Genomic DNA, 18,988 nt, shown 5'->3' with positions numbered 1-18,988 from the left:
TCCCACGCCCCGCCCGCGGCATACGTCCCCGCGAAGAACTTCGCCGTGACCTGCCCGCCCGACGAGCTCGACACCTTCGCCGTCAGCACCGGCTTGACACTGTCGACCAGCGCCACCGCCTGCGTCGGAACGTCCGGCGCGGCAGCCACCGCCGGCGCACCCGCCGCGATGACCACCCCCGTGGTCGCGACGCCGAGCACCGAGCCCCAGCGTCCGAGTATGCGTTTCCGCACTTGCAGTCCACCCCCATCACAGTCCGTGCCGCACCAGTCGGCGGGCACGCCTGAAACATCCTGGAGGGGCCCGGCAGTGGAACGTTGTCCTCCGGCAAACGAATGCGATGCGTGACAGCGATGGCGTTCGGTCACCTCAAGATCTTTCGCGCGATGCACCGCGGTTTCGACGGAGCAATGGTGCTCCAATCCAACATGTCGCAGCGCTAATTGGCGTGTCGACCGAGGATTCGACCGCGTCATCGCCCGGGGTGACGTTCTTCACGGCATAAGCCCACTCAATCCGGGAATCGCACGCGATTGCGATTCTCTTGAGGTTTTGTGCACAGGAGTGGGCTAGTTCAAGAAGAACCCGCCCGAGTGGTACGAGGAGATGCACGAGCGTCAGCGCAAGGCCCATTCTTCACGCCGCATCCGAGTCCAGCACGGCATCGGCCATATGAAGAACTGGAGATCCCTCGCCCGCCACCACGGCCGCCGCGAAGACATGAGCGACATCATCCAAGCCGTCGCCGCACTGCTCTCCCACCAGCAGGCCGCCACGTCGGCGATCAGCACGCAAAGGTGAGCACAACCGCCGACCCACGGTCCTCGACGCGCCACCGCCAACCATGCACGAGCTCGTAAGGGTTGTCCCGCTATTTGTGCGTCCGGCCCATCGTGTGGTGGCGCGGACACTGACCGGGCGGCCGACTGGCCAGATCGGGCTCTAGGAATCCGGTTGGGCCCGCCCGCGGACGATGCGTATCCTCTCGGACCATGTGCTACCACGCGTTCAACGGTGCCTTCCGGCACTACGTATGCATCGCGTGCCGGCTCTCCTTCAAAGGCACCACATGGCCGATCCGGAAGCGCATCTGTCCTGGCTGTCGTGAACAGCTCGTCTTCGCCGGCTACGACTTTGCTGCGCCCCGGCGACGCGACACGAAGGCATGGTCAGTTGTTGCGACTGTGCTCGCGGAGGGGCTGACCTACGATCACCGCCCCGGCTGCGGCTGCTCATGGCTCCCCTCTTTCCGGCCCCGGACCCGAGCTCAGGTGCGTGTCCGGCGCCGCGCAGCCGAGCGGCTGGGCCTGCCTCTGTCGGTGACTCTCGCTCGACGCGACGCCTTCACCTCAGAGAGCCGCGACGAGCAACCGCCCTCTCCGTCGGCCGCGAAGCGCGATACGACCTGAGCGCCGCGGCGACGCGGCAAGCCGCGCTGGCCATGTGAGCGGTCAGGGCGTGGTTCGCCTTGAGAAGATCCCGCTGTGGCTGGAATGATCACGGCAGCGGAGCCGTCCTGGATACCCCCGTTCACCGGGCTGCGCTCGCGCGACTTTCGAAAGCTGGTCACGCTGTTGCGCCGAGAAGGCGCCGATCGAACTCGCCGCGGGCGTCCCTGGTCACTGCCGCTGGAAGAGCGGGTACTCCTGGTCACCGCGTACTGGCGGACCAACCTGACGTTGCGGCAGCTCGCTCCACTGTTCGGTATCTCCAAGTCATCCGCCGACCGGATAGTCGGCCACATCGGGCCGCTGCTGGCACTCAAGCAGCGGCGGCGGTTCCACGCCGGCACCGTGCTCATCGTGGACGGCGCACTGGTGCCTACCCGCGATCACAGCATCGCCGAGCAGTCCAAGAACTACAGGTACTCGACCAATCACCAAGTGGTCGTCGACGCTGACACACGGCTGGTCGTTGCGGTCGGACGACCAGTGCCGGGCAACCGCAACGACTGCAAGGCATGGGCAGAATCGGGTGCGAAGGCAGCCGTCGGCAGGACCACGACCATCGCCGACGGCGGCTACCAGGGCACTGGCCTGGCGGTCCCGCATCGTCGGCCCGCGGGCGGCGAACTGTGCGGATGGAAGCATGAGCACCACCGCTCCCACAAACAGGGCAGGGCTCGCGTAGAGCACGTCTTCGCGCGCATGAAGACCTGGAAGATCCTTCGCGACTGCCGACTCAAGGGTGACGGTGGCCACTACGCGATCTTGGGTATCGCCCACCTGCACAATCTTCGTCAGGCCCGCTGATCGGACGGCCGACCGGCAACCAGGAGCGCACAAGATCAATTGCGGGACAGCCCTTACTCCCTGAGTGTCGGCGTTCCGCCTCGATGCGCGCGATAGGGGCGCTGCTGATGATGATGGCCGCGGCCCGGGGCAAAGGGCCGGAGAAACTTCCCCTCTTGCGAGTCTTCTTCCCGCTTCCCCCGGGAACGTTGCTGTGCTCATCGGTGTACTCGCGCCCGGCGTTGCGGCGGTCACGCCGTCTGGGAGCGGGTGGAGGTGATCACGATGGATGTGTAGGGCATGGTGGCGTGGCCGCCGAGCTTGTCGATCGCGGTCCCGGCGCTGTCCAGGACCTCCGCCATTTTGTCTGCGGGGAGTTGGGTGAGGCCGCCGAAGGTGGGGAGCTGGTCGAGCCACTCCTCTCGGGAGTAGGTGCGCTCCCAGGCGAAGCGCCACTGTTCGGGCTCGCTGAAGCTGCCAGTCTGCCGGATCCCGTCGGCGATTTTCGCGAACAGCGGCTGGTAGGCGTCCACGGCCGAGCCCCTGAGCAGGCCGGGGTTGAACGGGGAATCGGGGGCGACCCGTTGGAGTGCTTCTGCGAGGGCGTCGATCACCTCGGCCGGGAGCTGGGGGACGTGGTGGAAGGGGGCGAGTCGGCCGCCGGGCTTAAGCACCTGGGCCGCCTTGGCCGCGCCGGCGACGGGGCCCACCCAGTGCCAGGCGGTGCCGGCGATGACCGCGTCGAACTGCCGCCCGGCCGGCTGCCAGTCCTCGAACCTGGCGACCTCGACCTCGATACGGCTGCGTCGCGCGAAGGCGGCCATCCGCTCGTCGGGCTCGACACCGAGCACCGTGCAGCCGGCCGCCTGGAACTGCCGGGCCTCGATGCCGGTCCCGGCTCCGACGTCGAGGACGTGCCGGCCGGGGCTTGCCGCGACGATCCTGTCCACCAGGGCCTGGGGATACGGCGGTCGGGCGCGGTCATAGCGTTCGGCATCCACTCCGAACGACTCGGCTGTCTGCCGGTGGCGGTGGGGCTCGGGGCCGGACTCGGCCGGCTGTCCCTGCGATAAAGTGGGCATGCGCCCACACTAGTGGGCACATGCCCACTTGTTAAGGCAGAGCGGCGCGGAGAGGGAGACAATGCCGTCAGGGGTGCACATTCACAACGTGCGCGGTCAGTTGTTCGAAGCCGCCGAGCGTGTCCTGCTTCGGGACGGGCCTTACGCGTTGACCAGCCGGGCGGTCACGGAGGAGGCGAACTGCGCCAAGGGTGTGCTGCACCGGCACTTCACCGATTTCGACGCTTTCCTGGCAGAACTGGTCCTCGACCGCGTCCGCGACATCGAGGACCGGACCACGACTCTGCGCGCGGCCGCCGGCACCGGGAGCGTGGTGGACAACCTCGCCGACGCGCTGCAGGATCTGTTCGGGCCGGTCACGGTGGCGATCGTCGCGCTCATCACTTTCCGTGACGGCCTCCGTGCCCGGCTGCGCGAGGCCGGTCTGACCGGCATCCCACTCGCCATGCAGGGCACCGCCATGATCGCCGCATACCTCACCGCCGAGCGGGAGTCGGGGCGACTGGCCGGTGACGCCGACATCGACACACTCGCCCCCACCCTCGTCGGGGCCGGGCACCTGCTATTCGCCGACCGGACAAGCGCCCCACCGCAGACCGCCGCCGTCCACAAGATGGTGACCACCGTCATCGCCAGCGCCTTGCGACCACTCCCATCGTGACCTGAGCGCACAGACCGCACGTCGCCGCCAGCGAGCTTACACAATCGTCGTTTCCGTATCTGACGGGCCGGCTGCGTGGGTGTAGCGCAAGCTGGCCTGGGCGCTGAGGTTGAACATGGTGGCGATGCGGAGGGGATTGGGTCCGGCGGCGGTCGCTTCTTCGAGGACTTGGTCCTGGCGGAGGCTGTCGGCCGTGGCGGGCAGCCCCTTGAACAGGCGCTTGAGCCAGAAGTCGCTGACCGGACTCTTCCTCTTGGCTGTCTGCTGGGTGCGGACGAGATACGGGCTTGCCATCGCCGCTGGGCGAGGCAGCAGGCCGCAGACCGAGACGCCGTCGATCTGCCGTGCTCGGCGGCCCAGCGGCCCTTCGGACGCGGTCAGCGTCCAGACGAGAACGGAGCTGTAGAAGGCTGCGCTCGCCTGCGCGTCGTCCGTGATGAGCTCGGCCCAGGCGAACGTGCTGGGCTGGTCGCTGCGGCCTGGCTCCGCGGCGTCCCCTGCCTCCCGGAGCGAGAAGCGCGTGCCCGCGGAGTCGGCGACGAGCGCAGTGACGGCGCCGGTGCTGTCGGGGGACGGAGGCAGCAGCACGGATCCGCCGACCGCGGCGACCTCGTCGACCCCGACATGGAGCACCCAGCCGGGTGCGGGCGCGTCTTCGCCGGAGGCCGCGCCGATGGCGCTTACCCACTGCGACTTCGGGCCCAACAACCTTCCCGTGGACCGGGTGGCCTTCCAGGTCACTGCCGTGGTCGACTGGGGGTTCGCCCACTTCGGCGGCCCCCTCGAGGACCTGTCCCGATGCGAGCAGATCGTCGGGATGCACCACGCCAAGCACCGCCAGGGGCCCGACCGCCTCTTCCGTGTCTATGGCGGGCGGGTGGCCGGTTCGCCAGGCGGCCGGGTGCGCCGACTTGGAGCGGTTCTGCTGCCAGTGGACGCTCCACGGTCACCCGGGCCGTCCACAAGATCCGCCCGTTGCTGGCCGCTGTAGCCGATCACCCACCGCGCCAGCCAGGCATCGTCGGTACCCGCAACGGACCCGCTCGGACATACAGCTGCAGTCCGAACAAGGAGCCTGTCGTGTCCCGGTCCGCGTAGTCATGGTCACCAGGTCCTGCGTCATGGCCGCCTCCTCCACGGCTACTGGATCCAGGCGGGAAATGGACACGTATGACGACGAACTGAGTCGCAAGGTGGACGCCTGGGTCCGGGAGCAGCTCACTGCCTCGCCGGAGTGGGCACCCGAGCAGTACGTCAGCCTTCGTCGCCATCTGAAGGCTGACCCGCCTTCTGTCGACACAGTGAAACCGCCCGCCGTGTCCCCCTCATCGAAGAAATTCGGCCCATGGTCGCCCGACGCCTGCTGACAATCGGCGACCAACCCGACGCCCGCGTCTTCACCGGCCCCCGCGGCGGACGGATCACCACCGCCGTGCTGCGCGACGCCACCCACTGGGACGACGTCGTCCAGACCCTCGGCTACGAACACCCGCGCCGACACGAGCTGAGACACACCGGCCCGACCTAGACGGCGGACGCCGGAGTCCCCCTGCACGTCCTCCGGTTGATCGCCGGCCACGGCTCCCTGCAGACCACCCAGCGCTACCTCCACCCCGACCTGCAGTCCGTGATCCACGCCGGCCGCACCCTCAGCAACCACCTGAGCACTACCCCCGGCCTCCCGCCGCCCTCCCCCGGCATGTCCGCGACCCTGCGGAGATTGTAGGAACCAGACAACTCCGCGTAGGGCTGAGATGAACATGGCCCCCGGCGAAATCACGCTGACCTGCGGCTTTTCCACGACCGTGATCCCCAGGTGGTCCCCAGGAACCTGACGCTCCATCACATGGAAACGGTTGCCAAAAACCCGAAGGGCCCGCTGACCTGGCTAAATGCCAGTCCAGCGGGCCCTTCGTGCACCGTCGGGACGACAGGATTTGAACCTGCGACCCCTTGACCCCCAGTCAAGTGCGCTACCAAGCTGCGCCACGTCCCGGTGCTTGGTCGGTCGGGGTGGTGGCCCCGGGTGACCGTGCACGAGAACGATACCGCACCTCGGGGGGTGTTTGTGCGCAGAGGGGGTGGGGGCCGGGGCGGGGGGAGTTGAGTAGGGGTACTCATGTGGGGTGGGGCGGGGCGGGGGGAAGGTCGGGGCATGACGAAACCGATTCAGCAGGAGACGACGGCGGCGTATGCGGCGCAGGCGGCGATCTCGTTCGCGGTGGCGCTGGGGGCCATGGTGGTCGGGGTGGCGTATCTGCCGGTGGGGGGATGGGAGCGGGCGTTTCTGGGGCTGGGACTGCTGTATGTGGTGACGGCGGCGTTCACGCTGGCGAAGGTGGTGCGGGACCGGCAGGAGGTCGGGCAGGTCGTGAGCCGGGTGGACCAGGCGCGGCTCGACAAGCTGCTCGCGGAGCACGACCCCTTCAAGATGGAGGGCATCTAGTCGGCGGCCCGCGCGTGACGCGTGCGGGTGCGGGACTTCCGACGGTCGGGGGCCTCCACGGGGACCGCCCCGGCGGGGGCCCTCAGGGCGTAACGGGGGCGTCGGACGCGTCGCACGGGGAGGGCGCGGAAGACGGGGAGGGGGCGGAAGAAGGAGGGGGCGGGGAAGCCGTTTCAGGAGGCGTGTCGCCCAGCAGATAGCGGGCTCCGGGGCCCGCCGCCCCCGCCGCGTCGTCGACGTTGTAGAGACCGCAGCGCGTCAGGGAGAGGCAGCCGCACCCGACGCAGCTGGTCAGCTTGGCCTTGAGGCGTCGCAGCTCGGCGATCTGGTCGTCGATGCGCTGCTCCCAGGACCGGGCCACGCCGTTCCATTCGGCGGTGGTGGGGACGTGGTCGACGGGGAGCCGGGCGAGGGACGCGCCGACCTCGTCGAGCGAGAGCCCGATCCGCTGGGCGGCGCGGATGAAGGCGAGCCGGCGCAGCGTGGAGCGGCGGTAGCGGCGCTGGCCGCCCGAGGTGCGCTCGGAGTGGATCAGCCCGAGGTCCTCGTAATAGCGCAGCGCGGAGGCGGCGATGCCGCTGCGGGCCGAAAGCTCGCCGATGGGCAGCAGGTCACGGGTGGAGAGGGTCACATCGGCCCAGCATACGCTTGACTTCAAGTCGGCTTGAAGTTGCAAGGTCGTCCCATGACGATGACGCACCGCACCGGGCCGTCCGGCCACTCAGAAGAGCCCGAGCGCTACGGGTACGACGACCTGCGCCACCTGATGTCGCGGATGACCGGCGACGAGAAGCACGACACCGCCGCCACGTCCACCCTCGACGTCCTGTGGGTGCTGTACGACCGGGTACTGCGGGTCGGGCCCGAGAGCGCCGACGCCCCGGACCGGGACCGCTTCCTGCTGTCGAAGGGCCACGGCCCGATGGCGTACTACGCCGTTCTCGCCGCCAAGGGCTTCATCCCGTACGAGTGGCTGGCCGGTTTCGGGACGTACGACTCCCCGCTCGGCCACCACCCGGACCGCACGCTCGTACCGGGCGTCGAGATCGGTTCCGGGTCGCTCGGGCACGGGCTCGGTCTGGGGGTGGGCAGCGCGCTGGGGCTGCGGGCCCAGGGGCTGGACGAACCGGCGGTATGGGTGCTCGTGGGCGACGCCGAGATGGACGAGGGCAGCAATCACGAGGCCGTGCAGTACGCGGGGGCGGTCGGCCTCGACCGGCTCCATGTCGTCGCGGTCGACAACGCCTCGGCCACGTACGGCTGGCCCGGCGGGCTGGCCTCGCGGTTCGCCGCCGAGGGCTGGTCCGCGGTGACCGTGGACGGCCGGGACCACGCCGCGCTGTACGAGGCGTTCACCGCGCCGCATCGGGGACGGCCGCACGCCGTGGTCGCCCGCGTCGAGCCGAAGTGACCGCCGGGTCCACGGGCGACGACAAGCGACGTCACCCGAAGGTCGACACCCGAGCGACAGCGGCCGAGACCGAGGCCGATGCGGAGACCGAGGCCGAGGACAGGCCGACACCGCGACCGCGACCGAGACCGCAACTGAGGGCAGGCGAAGAAACGACATGACTGGGGATTCCATGGACACCATGCGGGAGCGGTTCGCCGCCGTCACCACCGAACTGCTCGACTCCGATCCGCGGCTGGCCGTCGTCCTCGCCGTGATCTCTTCGGACCGCTTCAGTGACGCCGCCCGCGCCCACCCCGACCGGGTGATCGACGTCGGGATCAGGGAGCAGTTGCTGGTCGGCGCGACGGGCGGACTGGCGCTCGCCGGGCTGCGGCCGATCGCGCACACCTTCGCGAGCTTCCTGACCGAGCGGGCCTTCGAGCAGGTCAAGCTCGACATCGGGCACCAGGGCGTGGGCGCGGTCCTGGTCAGCGCGGGGGCCTCGTACGACGTCGCCGCGGGCGGGCGTACGCATCAGGCGCCGGGCGACGTCGCGCTGCTCGACACGCTCGACGGCTGGACCGTCCATGTGCCGGGGCACCCCGACGAGGCCGACGCGCTGCTGCGGCACGCGGCGGCGGACGGTGACAGCCGCGTCTACGTACGGCTCAGCGATCACTCGAACGTGGCGCCGCGACCCGTCTCGCCCGGCCGCTTCCAGGTGCTGCGCGAAGGGCGCGCCGGGGTCGTCCTGGCCGTCGGGCCCATGCTGGACGCCGTCCTCGACGCGACGGCCGGGCGCGATGTGACGGTGCTGTACGCCTCGACGGTACGGCCGTTCGACGCGGCGACCGTACGGGAGGCGACCGCTCGGACCGATGCGGCCGACCTCGTCGTCGTGGAGCCCTACCTCACCGGTACGTCCTCGGCGCACGCCGCCGAGGCGCTGGCCGACGTCCCGCACCGCGTGCTCGCGCTCGGCACCCGCCGCGCCGAACTGCGTCACTACGGCACCTGGCAGGAGCATGTCGCCGGGCACGGCCTGGACGCGCGGTCGCTACGGGCCCGGATCGACGCGTTCCTGCGGGTCTGACCCGCGAGGGGACGTGGCGGAGGGCGGCACCGCCCGCCCGCGGACCGAGGCCGGAACCGTACGACCGGGGCGCGGGCGGCAAAGCCGGGGCGCGGTCCGAATGCCTGGAGCTGAGGGCCGTTGACCCCGGCCGCGGTCGGAAAGTTCGGGGCCCCGTACCGCCCCGGCCGCGGTCGGGAAAGCCTCGGCCCGTACGCGCCCGGCCTCGGTCCCGGGCCAGGCTCCGGTCCCGGCTCCCGGCTCCCGGCTCCCGACCTAGAGTCGACTCGGCGAGAACCCCTCAGGCCCCGTGCCCGCCGTCCGGCGCCGGTACGGCCCCCTGCCGCGGTACGCCCGCCGAGTGCGTCGGCTGCGCGGCGGCGGGCCCGCCCTCGAAAGCGCCAGCACCTGCTGGAGCAGCCGGACCGCCAGGAGCCCCGGCAGCGCCCGGACCACCAGGCGCGCCCGACCCCGGCGCGGGCGGCACCGCCCCCTTGCCGCTCCCCCCGGCGGCACCCCCGCCGGAGGCGCCCGGCTTCGGCGGCGCCGCAGAAGACCGCCCCACCTGCCGCCGCGCGTCCTCCGCGCTGTTCTGCGCGCCGAGCGAGCCGAAGTAGAAGCCGGAGACGGTGGCGAGGACGGTCATCAGCGAGGTGACGATGGTCTTGCGGAGGTCGCCGGAGTCGGCGCCCGACGACAGCATCGCGACGGCCAGCGCGAAGGCGACGAGCGCGAGGATGAGGACGGCGATGACGCTGCGGGTCAGACCGCGGACGCCGCGCGGCTCGCGGAGGTCGCGCAGCAGGTCGCGTACCTCGTGGTCGCGGGCCGCGTCCTCGAGCAGCCGGTCGGTGATCTGCTGGCGCCAGGCCGTGGCCCGCCGCACATCCATGATCAGCGGTATCACCGCGACCGCTGCGACGGCCACGACCACCACCGAGATGAGGACGAGCGCGGAGCCGCCGTTGAGCCCGCTGATCGGCTCGGCCGCCGCGGCCGGCCCCCGGCCGGTCCCGGCATTCGCCGCCGCGACGTGAACGGTCGTGAAGTCCGTCATGGTGAAGCGCCCCCCTCGTCCGCACCACGGGTCCGCCCCCCGCGCCCCGGGCGGGCATGCTCCCAGCGCCGCCGTACGCCGGTCAAATCGGCAGGTACCGCCAACTCCCTTACGGCGGAAGGCAGTACGTCACCGCCGCGCCCGGCGCGGAGCCGACCCGCTCCCCCGGACAGGCCCTAGCCACGCGGGCCCTCATCTCAGGAGAATCATCCGTGACCGACCAGGCCACCGGCATGTCCCAACGCCGTTGGGGGCCGCGGAGCCTGGCGGCCGTACAGCCCGATACCGCCCCATACCCGTACAGCCGCATGCGATACAGCGGGCACACCACCAGCATCCTCATGAGGAGCAGCACGATGCGCGACGCGTCACAGTCCGGGGTAGTTCCGTACTACGAGGATGTGTCGCCCGGCACCGGCGCGCTCGCGCCGCGCGCGTGGTGGGCGGTGTCGGACGCGCGGCGGGTGAATCTCGGCGGCGCCTGGCGCTTCCGGCTGTCGGCGACGGCGGACGCGGAGGACGACTCCTTCGCCCAGCCGGGGTTCGACGCGACGCGCTGGGGCGCGGTGACGGTGCCGTCGCACTGGCCGCTCCAGGGGCACACCCATGAGCACGAGTACGGGCGGCCCGCGTACACCGACGTCCGTTTCCCGTTCCCGGTCGACCCGCCGCACGTGCCGACGGAGAATCCGACCGGTGACCATCTGCGCGCCTTCGACCTGCCGGACGACTGGCCGGGCGGCGCGGCGGTGGTGCGTTTCGACGGTGTCGACTCGTGCGCGCGGGTGTGGCTGAACGGGCAGGAGCTGGGGACCTTCAAGGGCAGCAGGCTGCCGGTGGAGTTCGAGGTCGGCGAACTGCTGCGCCCGCGCGGCAATGTGCTGGCGGTCCGGGTCCACCAGTGGTCGTCCGGAAGCTACTTGGAGGACCAGGACCAGTGGTGGCTGCCCGGCATCTTCCGCGATGTGACGCTGATCGAGCGGCCCGAGGGCGCGGTGACCGACTTCTTCGTGCACTGCGGCTACGACCACGCGAGCGGCACGGGCACGCTGCGGGTGGACTGCGAGCCGGGCGGGACGGTGACCGTACCGGAGTTGGGGCTCGACCTGGCGACCGGTGAGGAGGTGACGGTGCCGGTGGAGCCGTGGTCGGCGGAGGTACCGCGGCTGTACGACGCGGAGTTGGCGACCGAGGGCGAGCGGATACCGCTGCGGATCGGCTTCAGGACCGTCGCGGTGGAGGACGGTGTGCTGAAGGTCAACGGCCGCCGGATTCTGCTGCGCGGGGTGAACCGGCACGAGTTCGACCCCGACCACGGCCGGGTGGTGGACGGCGAGACGATGCGCCGCGACCTGCTGCTGATGAAGCGTCACAACATCAACGCGGTCCGCACCAGCCACTATCCGCCGCATCCGGCCTTCCTCGACCTGTGCGACGAGCTGGGCATGTGGGTGATGGACGAGTGCGATCTGGAGACGCACGGTTTCGAGGTGGTCGGCTGGCGCGGCAACCCGGTCGCCGACGAGCGGTGGACGCCCGCGCTGCTGGACCGGGCCGCGCGGATGGTGGAGCGGGACAAGAACCATCCGTCGGTGGTGATGTGGTCGCTGGGCAACGAGTGCGGCACGGGCGCCGGGCTCTCCGCGATGGCGGACTGGATCAGGCGCCGTGACCCGGCCCGGCCGATCCACTACGAGGGCGACCTCACCAGCGCCGACACCGACGTCTACTCCCGGATGTACGCCAACCACGCCGAGACCGAGCTGATCGGCCGCCGCGAGGAACCGCCGCTGGCGGACGCGGAGTTGGACAAGCACCGGCGCGAACTGCCCCTCATTCTCTGCGAGTACGCGCACGCGATGGGCAACGGGCCCGGCGGGCTCAGCGAGTACCAGCGGCTGTTCGAGGCATACGAGCGCTGCCAGGGCGGCTTCGTCTGGGAGTGGATCGACCACGGGCTGCGGCAGCGCACCGCGGACGGGACGTCGTACTTCGCCTACGGGGGCGACTTCGGCGAGGAGATGCACGACGGGAATTTCGTCTGCGACGGGCTGGTCTTCCCCGACCGCACGCCGTCACCGGGGCTGACCGAGTACAAGAAGGTCGTCGAGCCGGTGAGGATCGAGGGCGACGCGAAGCGCGGCACGGTCACGGTGACCAATCTGCACGACTTCACCGACCTGTCGTATCTGGCGTTCCGCTGGTCGTACGAGGTGGCGGGCGCGCGGAGCGACGCGGGCCGGTTCGAGGTGCCGTCGCTCAGCCCCGGGCAGAGCGCGGTGCTCGAACTGCCGCGGGCGGCGCGGACGGTGGGCCGCGGCGAGGGGTGGTGGACGGTGCGGGCGGTGCTCGCCGAGGACACCGCGTGGGCGCCGTCGGGTCACGAGGTGGCGTGGACGCAGTTCGCGGCCCCCGCGCCGGCGGACGCGGCCTCCGCGCGCGTCGGCGATCCGCACTCCCCGCGGCTCGCCGAGGGCGGTCTGATCGTGCTGGGCCCCGGCGTCTTCGACGCGGCGGACGGCACGCTGCGCTATCTGGAGGGCGCGGCGGTCACCGGACCCGTGCTGGACGTGTGGCGTGCCCCGACCGACAACGACCGCGGCGCGGACTGGAATCCCGAGGGGCAACTGGACCGGCTGTGGCGGGAGTTGGGTCTCGACCGGATGCGGCACCGGATCGTCTCCGTGGCCGTCGGCGGTGACGCGCTCACCGTCACCACCCGGGTCGCCCCGGCCTCCTCCGACCTGGCGCTGCGTACCGTCTACACCTGGACGGCCACCGGGGACCGGCTGCGCCTGGGCGTCGAGGTCACGCCCGAGGGCGACTGGACGCTGCCGCTCCCCCGGCTCGGGGTACGGCTCGGCCTGTGCCGGACCCTGGACCGCGTCGAGTGGTACGGCGGCGGGCCCGGCGAGGCGTACCCCGACACGCGCGCCGCGTCCCGGATCGGCCGGTACACCGGCACCGTGGACGGGCTCCAGACGCCGTACGTACGCCCCCAGGAGAACGGCGCACGCGCGGACGTGCGGTGGGCGCGGCTGCGCCGCGCGGACGGCACCGGGCTGCACGTGGAGGGCGAACCGCCGTTCTGGTTCACCGCCCGTCCGTGGAGCACCGGGGAACTCGACCGGGCCACGCACACCCACGAGTTGACGCGTTCCGAGGTGCTGTGGGTGCACCTCGACCACGCGCTGCACGGCATGGGCAGCGCGGCCTGCGGCCCCGACGTACTCCCCCGGCACCAACTGCGCGCGGCTCCCGCCGCCTTCGCGTTCACCTTCATGAGCCTGCCCGCCGCCGCTGACCCCGAGGAGCCCGCGGACCTCCCGCTTCTGGAGACCGAGTGACCACCGCGGTACGCCCGTTCAGGCCGGAGGACCTGCCCGCGCTGTACGACATCTGCCTGCGCGCGGCTGACGCGGGCGGGGACGCGAGCGCGCGGTATCCGGAGCGGGACCACGAGCTGCTGGGGGCGATCTTCGCGGCGCCGTACGCCGTGCTGGAGCCGGAGGCGGCTTTCGTGCTGGACGACGGGTGCGGCCGGGCGGTCGGTTACGTGCTGGGCACCGGTGACACGGCGGCCTTCGTCGAGCGCTTCCGCGACGAGTGGCTGCCGACGGTCGCGGACCGCTTCCCCGAACCGGCCGGGGAGCCGGGGACGCCGAGCGAGACGATGGCCGTGCTGCTGCACCACCCGGAACGGATGGCGCAGCAGCCGGAGTTGGCCGCGTATCCGGCGCATCTGCACATCGATGTGCTGCCGGACTTCCAACGCGGCGGCCACGGGCGGGCGTTGATGGAGGCGTTCCTCGGCGCCCTGGCCGCCAGGGGCGTATCGGCGGTGCATCTGGGGATGCTCACCGCCAACGCTCCCGCGCGGGCCTTCTACGACCGGCTCGGCTTCCACGAGATCGCGGTGCCGGACGCCGGGGAGCTGACCTACTTGGGCCGCGCCACCTCGTAGTCGCCGCTGTCCGTACGACCGGCGTCCTCGGAATCGGAGCCGGAAGCGGACTCGGACCCGGAAGCGGACTCGGACCCGGACTCGGCCGCCGCGTCCCCGTCCACGCTTCCGGCGGCCTCGGGAGCCTCGGCGGTCTCCGACCCGTCCGGTGCGTTGATCCGCTCGGTCCCCTCCGCGTGCTCCGGCCGCTCGGGCCAGCCGCCCGCGGGCGGCATGGCGACGGCCCGCCACCACCAGTCCTCGGGCTGTTCGTCGGCGGGCTCGAAGGGCGCGCCGGGCCGCGGGGTGGCGATCTTCGCCCCGGTCTCGCGCGCGGCGGCGACGCTGCCCTCGGCGGGCACCGCCCAGGAGTGCATGGCCAGGTTGAAGGTGGCCCAGTGGATCGGCAGCATCGTGCCCGCGGGCGTGCCGCCCGACAGGTCGCTGTGCGCCAGCAGCCCCTCGGCCGGGGTCATGTGGATGTCGGGCCAGTACTCGCTGTAGGCGCCGATCTGGATCATCGTGGCGTCGAACGGGCCGTGCTGCGCGCCGATGTCCGCGAAGCCGGGGAAGTAGCCGGTGTCGCCGCTGTGGTAGATGCGGTGGGTGCCGTCGGTGACGGCCCAGGACGCCCACAGGGTCTGCTGGCGACCGCGCAGGCCGCGTCCGCAGAAGTGCCGGGCCGGGGTGGCGGTCAGGGTGAGCCCCGCGATCTCCGTGGACTCGTTCCAGTCCAGCTCGCGCAGCCGCTCGGGCGGTACGCCCCAGTGCTCCAGGTGCGCGCCGACACCCAGCGGCACCGCGAAGACGGCGTCGCTGCGGACCAGCGCGACGATGGAGGGCATGTCCAGGTGGTCGTAGTGGTCGTGCGAGATGACGACCGCGTCCAGGCCGGTCAGCGACTCCAGCGGGACCGGCGCGGGGTGCACGCGCTTGGGGCCCGCGAAGGCGAAGGGCGAACAGCGCTCGCCCCACACCGGGTCGAACAGCACGCGCCTGCCGCCGATCTCGGCGAGCACCGTGGAGTGGCCCATCCAGGTCAGCCGCAGCCCGGAGGCGGGCGGGCGCGCGATGTCGGCGAGCGTGGTGGGGTGCAGGGGCACCGGCCCCGCGGGCTTGCGCGGCTGCCTGGCCTCCTTGCGGAAACTGGCCGGAAGCGCCTTGAACATGCTGCCGCTGGGGACGCTGCGGGCGCCGACGGGGTTGACGAAGGCGCCGTCCGCGTAATTCGGTGAGGAAAGGATGCGTTCCAGCCGGGCGCCCGTGGGGTCCGCGCCGAACGACGGGGGGCGCATCTTCACGAGGCGGGACGGCTGTCGGCCGGCGCCGGTCACGGGTCCTCCAGAGCAGATGACGACGAGCGGCGGGGTCCCGCCACCACCCATTATGCGGCGGTCCGCCGCGTCCGCCGGGGCGCCGAGGCCCCGGGCCGGGCCGCCTTCACCGGTTCTCCCCCGTCCCCGGTGTCACATCTGCCGTCATATCCGCCTACGGTGGCCCGGCCGCCGCGACGGCCGTTTCGCGTCACTCCCCCGGTTCGCCGCTCCCGCCGCCGACCAAGGCCCCGCCGCACTCCACGCCCCCGCCGCCCGACACGTCCCCGTCCCCGTCCCGATCCCCGTCACCGAAGGCCAGCGACACGTGGTCGCGGACCGGCCGGAACCCCAGATGCCGGTACAGCGCGTTGCTGACCGGATTGGCGAGGTCGGCGAAGAGCACGACATCGCGGGCGCCCGCGTCGAGCGCGGCGCGCGAGACGGCCGCGGTGGCGCCGCCCGCGTACCCGTGGCCCCGGTGCGCGGGCGGGGTGTAGACGGCGACCACCCGGACGGTGCCCGACGGGTCCGCCGCGTCGGCGGCCCTCCCGGCCATCGCGACGGGCTCGCCGTCCCGCTCCCACAAGGTGCGTCCGCCGAGCGCGATGGCGTCGTCCATGGCCCGCTCGTCGTCCACGGGCGGCTCGCCGATGTCGACGGTGAAGGCGCGGTGCCAGCGCAGCAGCAGCTCGCGGTCGGCGGGGCCCGCGACCCTGGCGCGGCCGGGCGGCGCGGGGCTGCGCGGGGTGAGGCCCCCGAGCCGGTAGAGCCGCATGGCGCGCTCGACCGTGACCTCGGCGCCGGTCCTCGCGGCCCAGGCCGCGCCGAACGCCTCGGCGCTCTCGCGCTCGCCGCGCACCCCGCCAGGAGCCTCGCCGGGCCAGACCTCGGCCAGCTCACCGGCCGCGGACGGCGGGCCGCCGGTCAGCAGCGGAGGATGCGGCGGCGTACGGAGGAAGGCCGCGGCGACCGCGGCGCCGGGTTCGGGGCGCCACCAGCCGAACAGCGGCGGCTGCCCGCCGTACGCGTCGAGCCCGCGGCGGCGCAGCGCGGCGGTGACGGTGACCGGCACCGAATTCTCCACAGGGCGCTCCCGCAGGAACGGTCCCGCCTCGGTCTCGAACGCGGTCAGGTCCGCGGTGATCGTCCAGCTCATCGGCCCATGGTGGCCCCGCCCCCGGGCCGCGCGCACGCCGTTTTCCGGCGTCGGCCGCGCGGGGCGGTCACGGCGTCAGCAGCCCCCGGCGCTCCAGCAGCGGCTCGGTGCGCGGCGGCCGGCCGCGGAAGGCGGCGAAGGCCGCCATCGGGTCGACGCTGCCGCCCCTGGAGAGCAGCGCGCGGCGGAAGGTGTCGCCGTTGGCGCGGCGCAGGCCGCCGTTGTCCTCGAACCAGGTGACGGTGTCGGCGTCCAGGACCTCGCTCCAGATGTAGGAGTAGTAGCCCGCGCTGTACTGGCTGGCGAAGATGTGCTGGAAGTACGTCGTCCGGTAGCGCGGCGGGATCGCGGGGTGGGCCAGTCCCGCCTTCTTGAGCGCCGCCGCCTCGAACGCCAGCGCGTCGCCGGGGTCGGTGCCCGCGGGCAGGGTGTGCCAGGCCCAGTCGAGCAGGGCGGCGGCGAGGTATTCGACGGTGGTGAAGCCCTGTCCGAACCGGGCGGCGTCCCGCATGCGGTGGACGACGTCGGCGGGCATCGGCTCGCCGGTCTCGTGGTGGACGGCGTAGCGCTCCAGGACCGAGGGCCACAGCGACCACATCTCGTTGACCTGGGAGGGGTATTCGACGAAGTCGCTCGGCACGCTGGTGCCGGAGAAGTACGGGTAGCGGACGGCGGAGAACAGGCCGTGCAGCGCGTGCCCGAACTCGTGGAAGAGCGTGTCGACCTGACTGAACGTCAGCAGCGCGGGCTCGCCCGCCGCGGGCTTGGCGATGTTGTGGTTGTTGACCACCACCGGTCGCTTGCCCAGCAGTTCCGACTGGCTGACCAGGGAATTCATCCAGGCCCCGCCGCGCTTGGACGCGCGGGCGAAGAAGTCGCCGAGGAAGAGGCCGAGGGGGCTGCCGTCGGCGTCGAAGACCTCGAAGACCCGGACGTCGGGGTGGTAGCCGACCAGGTCGGGGCGTTCGGTGACGGTGATGCCGTAGACCTCGTGGGCGGCGTGGAAGACCCCGTCGTGCAGCACCTTGTCGAGCGCGAAGTACGGGCGCAGCGCGGCCTCGTCGATGTTGTGGCGCTCCTTGCGGACCTTCTCCGCGTAGTACGACCAGTCCCATGCCTCGACGGGTCCGCCCGCCAGTTCCGTGAGGGCGTCCGCCTCGCGCTCGGCGTTGGCCAGAGCGGGCGGCACCAGGCGGTCGAGCAGGTCGGTGACGGCCTGCGGGGTGCCCGCGGTGCGGTCGGCGACGACGTACGCGGCGTGGCTGGGGTAGCCGAGCAGCGCGGCGCGTTCGGCCCGCAGGGTGGCGATGGTGACGGCGAGCGGGCCGTTGGTGTCCTGGGCGCGGTTCAGGGACGCGGTGAGCAGGCGGCGGCGCACGTCGCGGTCGTCCAGCGAGCCGAGTTCGAGCTGGTTCGAGAAGTTGCGCAGGCTCAGTACGTAGGAGCCGTCGTGGCCGAGCGCGGTGCCGTTCTCGGCCGCGGCGGCGATCGCGCCCGCGGACAGGCCGGAGAGCTGGGCGGGGTCGTCGAGGACGAGGGCGGCGGCCTTGCTGGCGGCGACGATGTTCTGGCCGAAGGCGGTGGAGGCGGCGGCGATCTCGGCGTTCAGCTCGCGCAGCCGTCGCTGGCCGTCCGCGTCAAGCTCCGCGCCGGAGCGCTGGAAGGCGGTGCGGTAGCGCTCCAGCAGGCGCAGCGACTCGGCGTCGAGGCCGAGGGAGTCGCGGGTTTCGTACAGCGACGTGATCCGGGCGTAGAGGCCGGGGTTGAGGCGGACGGCGTCGTTGTGCGCGGCGAGCAGCGGGCTGATCCGCGACTCGGTCTCCTGCACGGCGGGGGTGATGTGCGCGGACGCCTGGTTGAAGAAGGCGGCACTCACCCGGGCGAGCAGCGCGCCCGAACGCTCCAGCGCGACGAGGGTGTTCTCGAAGGTCGCGGGCTCCGGGTCGGCCGCGATGGCCTCGACCTCCGCGAGGTGCTCCGCCAGGCCCTGCTCGAAGGCGGGCAGGTAGTGCTCGTCCCTGATGTCGGCGAACGGCGGCAGCTCGTACGGCAGCGGACTCGGGCTGAGGAACGGATTCGTCGTCACCCCGTCGACCCTACGCGGCGCCCTGCCCGCCGTCAGGCCGTGACGAGCGCTCGCGCGGATCGTGAAAAGCGCCCGCACAGGTCACTGACCTGTGCGGGCGCCGATGTGATGCCGGTACGGCGGCGGGACGGTGATGTGCTGCCGGTACGACGGTGGGACTGCGGTGCCGTGCGGCTACGGTCCCGGTGTCAGCCGCCACTCTTGCGACGGAATTCCCGCTGTCCTCCGGCCTTGCCGTGCGCGCCATGGATCTTGGACTGGTTGTTGCCGCCCGAGGCGGATCCCTTGCGCGCGCTCTGCTTGCGCTCCAGTGCCTCGCGGAACTTCCGCTTCACCTCGTCCTCGTCCGGCGCCTGCGCCTCGGCGTCCGAATCGGTCTCCGGTTCCGCCGCGGCGTCCTGCGGTGCTGCTTCAGCGGCCACGGTGGCCTCCTGCTCTTGGTCGGTCATGCCACCAGAGTCGCATGCCGGACGGCGTCGGCCCACCCGATATCGCCGGGGCACACGGCGCGTGTACGGTTCCGTTCACCACTTCCGGGGAGGATC

At 71.9% G+C, this 18,988-nt stretch carries 19 protein-coding genes and 1 tRNA gene; 10 read left to right on the top strand and 10 right to left on the bottom strand.

Annotation, left to right across the window (positions count from 1 at the left end):
• On the bottom strand, positions 1–233 hold a 233-nt coding region (locus tag ACFY9V_RS30180), incomplete at its 3' end, for a hypothetical protein (RefSeq protein ID WP_391163759.1).
• Between the two features lie 373 nt (positions 234–606).
• Here ACFY9V_RS30180 and ACFY9V_RS30175 point away from each other — a divergent pair.
• Positions 607–801 carry a hypothetical protein gene (locus ACFY9V_RS30175; protein WP_355342756.1) on the top strand — a complete coding sequence of 65 codons (195 nt, stop codon included), beginning with the start codon at positions 607–609 and terminating at the stop codon, positions 799–801.
• A gap of 683 nt (positions 802–1,484) precedes the next feature.
• Positions 1,485–2,252, top strand: coding sequence for a transposase (locus ACFY9V_RS30170; protein ID WP_391051480.1), 768 nt, complete (start codon positions 1,485–1,487; stop codon positions 2,250–2,252).
• A gap of 230 nt (positions 2,253–2,482) precedes the next feature.
• On the opposite strand, the gene ACFY9V_RS30165 is transcribed toward ACFY9V_RS30170, so the two are convergent.
• A complete protein-coding gene (locus ACFY9V_RS30165; RefSeq protein WP_391163758.1) occupies positions 2,483–3,313 on the bottom strand; it encodes a methyltransferase domain-containing protein in 831 nt (276 codons plus the stop codon).
• 73 nt (positions 3,314–3,386) lie between these two features.
• Here ACFY9V_RS30165 and ACFY9V_RS30160 point away from each other — a divergent pair, with 73 nt between their 5' ends.
• Positions 3,387–3,974, top strand: a complete 588-nt coding sequence (locus tag ACFY9V_RS30160; protein WP_391051476.1) for a TetR family transcriptional regulator — start codon at positions 3,387–3,389, stop codon at positions 3,972–3,974.
• Positions 3,975–4,010: 36 nt separating this feature from the next.
• Here ACFY9V_RS30160 and ACFY9V_RS30155 read toward each other — a convergent pair whose 3' ends face one another.
• On the bottom strand, positions 4,011–4,715 hold the full coding sequence (locus tag ACFY9V_RS30155) for a hypothetical protein (RefSeq protein WP_391163779.1): 705 nt from the start codon (positions 4,713–4,715) through the stop codon (positions 4,011–4,013).
• On the opposite strand from ACFY9V_RS30155, the gene ACFY9V_RS30150 reads away from it, so the two are divergent.
• Both ACFY9V_RS30150 and ACFY9V_RS30145 read left to right on the top strand, forming a co-directional pair.
• Positions 4,648–4,965 carry a phosphotransferase gene (locus ACFY9V_RS30150; RefSeq protein ID WP_391163757.1) on the top strand — a complete coding sequence of 106 codons (318 nt, stop codon included), beginning with the start codon at positions 4,648–4,650 and terminating at the stop codon, positions 4,963–4,965. The genes ACFY9V_RS30155 and ACFY9V_RS30150 overlap by 68 nt on opposite strands.
• Before the next feature lie 354 nt (positions 4,966–5,319).
• On the top strand, positions 5,320–5,502 hold the full coding sequence (locus ACFY9V_RS30145) for a hypothetical protein (RefSeq protein ID WP_391163756.1): 183 nt from the start codon (positions 5,320–5,322) through the stop codon (positions 5,500–5,502).
• A 394-nt stretch (positions 5,503–5,896) separates the two neighbouring features.
• Here ACFY9V_RS30145 and ACFY9V_RS30140 read toward each other — a convergent pair.
• Positions 5,897–5,970 (bottom strand) — tRNA-Pro (locus ACFY9V_RS30140).
• Positions 5,971–6,129: 159 nt separating this feature from the next.
• Here ACFY9V_RS30140 and ACFY9V_RS30135 point away from each other — a divergent pair.
• Positions 6,130–6,420 (top strand): YiaA/YiaB family inner membrane protein, encoded by a 291-nt coding sequence (locus ACFY9V_RS30135; protein ID WP_188280171.1) that lies wholly within the window; start codon positions 6,130–6,132, stop codon positions 6,418–6,420.
• Positions 6,421–6,502: 82 nt separating this feature from the next.
• Here ACFY9V_RS30135 and soxR read toward each other — a convergent pair whose 3' ends face one another.
• Positions 6,503–7,051: a redox-sensitive transcriptional activator SoxR gene (gene soxR / locus ACFY9V_RS30130; protein WP_391163755.1), complete on the bottom strand. Its 549-nt coding sequence runs from the start codon at positions 7,049–7,051 to the stop codon at positions 6,503–6,505.
• 60 nt (positions 7,052–7,111) lie between these two features.
• Between soxR and ACFY9V_RS30125 the strand changes: the two genes are divergently transcribed.
• The gene (locus ACFY9V_RS30125; RefSeq protein WP_391163778.1) at positions 7,112–7,831 is read left to right on the top strand and encodes a transketolase; all 720 of its coding nucleotides are present in this window, start codon (positions 7,112–7,114) and stop codon (positions 7,829–7,831) included.
• 172 nt (positions 7,832–8,003) lie between these two features.
• The gene (locus tag ACFY9V_RS30120) at positions 8,004–8,906 is read left to right on the top strand and encodes a transketolase C-terminal domain-containing protein (protein WP_355342876.1); all 903 of its coding nucleotides are present in this window, start codon (positions 8,004–8,006) and stop codon (positions 8,904–8,906) included.
• A 280-nt stretch (positions 8,907–9,186) separates the two neighbouring features.
• On the opposite strand, the gene ACFY9V_RS30115 is transcribed toward ACFY9V_RS30120, so the two are convergent.
• Positions 9,187–9,942 (bottom strand): hypothetical protein, encoded by a 756-nt coding sequence (locus ACFY9V_RS30115; RefSeq protein ID WP_391163754.1) that lies wholly within the window; start codon positions 9,940–9,942, stop codon positions 9,187–9,189.
• A gap of 356 nt (positions 9,943–10,298) precedes the next feature.
• Here ACFY9V_RS30115 and ACFY9V_RS30110 point away from each other — a divergent pair, with 356 nt between their 5' ends.
• Together ACFY9V_RS30110 and ACFY9V_RS30105 are read left to right on the top strand one after the other, a co-directional pair.
• Positions 10,299–13,289 (top strand): glycoside hydrolase family 2 TIM barrel-domain containing protein, encoded by a 2,991-nt coding sequence (locus ACFY9V_RS30110; RefSeq protein ID WP_391163753.1) that lies wholly within the window; start codon positions 10,299–10,301, stop codon positions 13,287–13,289.
• Positions 13,286–13,906: a GNAT family N-acetyltransferase gene (locus ACFY9V_RS30105; RefSeq protein ID WP_391163752.1), complete on the top strand. Its 621-nt coding sequence runs from the start codon at positions 13,286–13,288 to the stop codon at positions 13,904–13,906. Before ACFY9V_RS30110 ends, ACFY9V_RS30105 begins: the two co-directional genes overlap by 4 nt.
• Here the strand turns inward: ACFY9V_RS30105 and ACFY9V_RS30100 are convergent.
• The 4 genes from ACFY9V_RS30100 to ACFY9V_RS30085 all read right to left on the bottom strand — a co-directional run bounded on the left by ACFY9V_RS30100 (position 13,882) and on the right by ACFY9V_RS30085 (position 18,892).
• Complete coding sequence (locus tag ACFY9V_RS30100; protein WP_391163751.1) at positions 13,882–15,219, bottom strand: MBL fold metallo-hydrolase; 1,338 nt, start codon at positions 15,217–15,219, stop codon at positions 13,882–13,884. The genes ACFY9V_RS30105 and ACFY9V_RS30100 overlap by 25 nt on opposite strands.
• Positions 15,220–15,409: 190 nt before the next feature.
• Positions 15,410–16,357 carry a GNAT family N-acetyltransferase gene (locus ACFY9V_RS30095; RefSeq protein ID WP_391163750.1) on the bottom strand — a complete coding sequence of 316 codons (948 nt, stop codon included), beginning with the start codon at positions 16,355–16,357 and terminating at the stop codon, positions 15,410–15,412.
• A gap of 67 nt (positions 16,358–16,424) precedes the next feature.
• Entirely contained in the window at positions 16,425–18,443 is a 2,019-nt protein-coding gene (locus tag ACFY9V_RS30090) for a M3 family metallopeptidase (RefSeq protein ID WP_391163749.1), read from the bottom strand.
• A 188-nt stretch (positions 18,444–18,631) separates the two neighbouring features.
• On the bottom strand, positions 18,632–18,892 hold the full coding sequence (locus ACFY9V_RS30085; RefSeq protein WP_355342836.1) for a DUF5302 domain-containing protein: 261 nt from the start codon (positions 18,890–18,892) through the stop codon (positions 18,632–18,634).
• Positions 18,893–18,988: the final 96 nt, after the last annotated feature.

The organism is Streptomyces sp. NPDC008317, assembly GCF_042955955.1.
Classification (GTDB): Bacteria; Actinomycetota; Actinomycetes; order Streptomycetales; family Streptomycetaceae; genus Actinacidiphila.
This window is presented reverse-complemented; position numbering and strand designations above follow the sequence as displayed.

What these genes read in the sequence shown, in the direction of transcription:
- ACFY9V_RS30085 (WP_355342836.1), bottom strand. Translation starts at nt 18,892, where the DNA reads ATGACCGACCAAGAGCAGGAGGCCACCGTGGCCGCTGAAGCAGCACCG.
- ACFY9V_RS30150 (WP_391163757.1), top strand. Translation starts at nt 4,648, where the DNA reads ATGGCGCTTACCCACTGCGACTTCGGGCCCAACAACCTTCCCGTGGAC.
- ACFY9V_RS30095 (WP_391163750.1), bottom strand. Translation starts at nt 16,357, where the DNA reads ATGAGCTGGACGATCACCGCGGACCTGACCGCGTTCGAGACCGAGGCG.
- ACFY9V_RS30175 (WP_355342756.1), top strand. Translation starts at nt 607, where the DNA reads ATGCACGAGCGTCAGCGCAAGGCCCATTCTTCACGCCGCATCCGAGTC.
- ACFY9V_RS30110 (WP_391163753.1), top strand. Translation starts at nt 10,299, where the DNA reads ATGCGCGACGCGTCACAGTCCGGGGTAGTTCCGTACTACGAGGATGTG.
- ACFY9V_RS30125 (WP_391163778.1), top strand. Translation starts at nt 7,112, where the DNA reads ATGACGCACCGCACCGGGCCGTCCGGCCACTCAGAAGAGCCCGAGCGC.
- ACFY9V_RS30165 (WP_391163758.1), bottom strand. Translation starts at nt 3,313, where the DNA reads ATGCCCACTTTATCGCAGGGACAGCCGGCCGAGTCCGGCCCCGAGCCC.
- ACFY9V_RS30120 (WP_355342876.1), top strand. Translation starts at nt 8,004, where the DNA reads ATGGACACCATGCGGGAGCGGTTCGCCGCCGTCACCACCGAACTGCTC.
- ACFY9V_RS30135 (WP_188280171.1), top strand. Translation starts at nt 6,130, where the DNA reads ATGACGAAACCGATTCAGCAGGAGACGACGGCGGCGTATGCGGCGCAG.
- ACFY9V_RS30115 (WP_391163754.1), bottom strand. Translation starts at nt 9,942, where the DNA reads ATGACGGACTTCACGACCGTTCACGTCGCGGCGGCGAATGCCGGGACC.
- ACFY9V_RS30145 (WP_391163756.1), top strand. Translation starts at nt 5,320, where the DNA reads ATGGTCGCCCGACGCCTGCTGACAATCGGCGACCAACCCGACGCCCGC.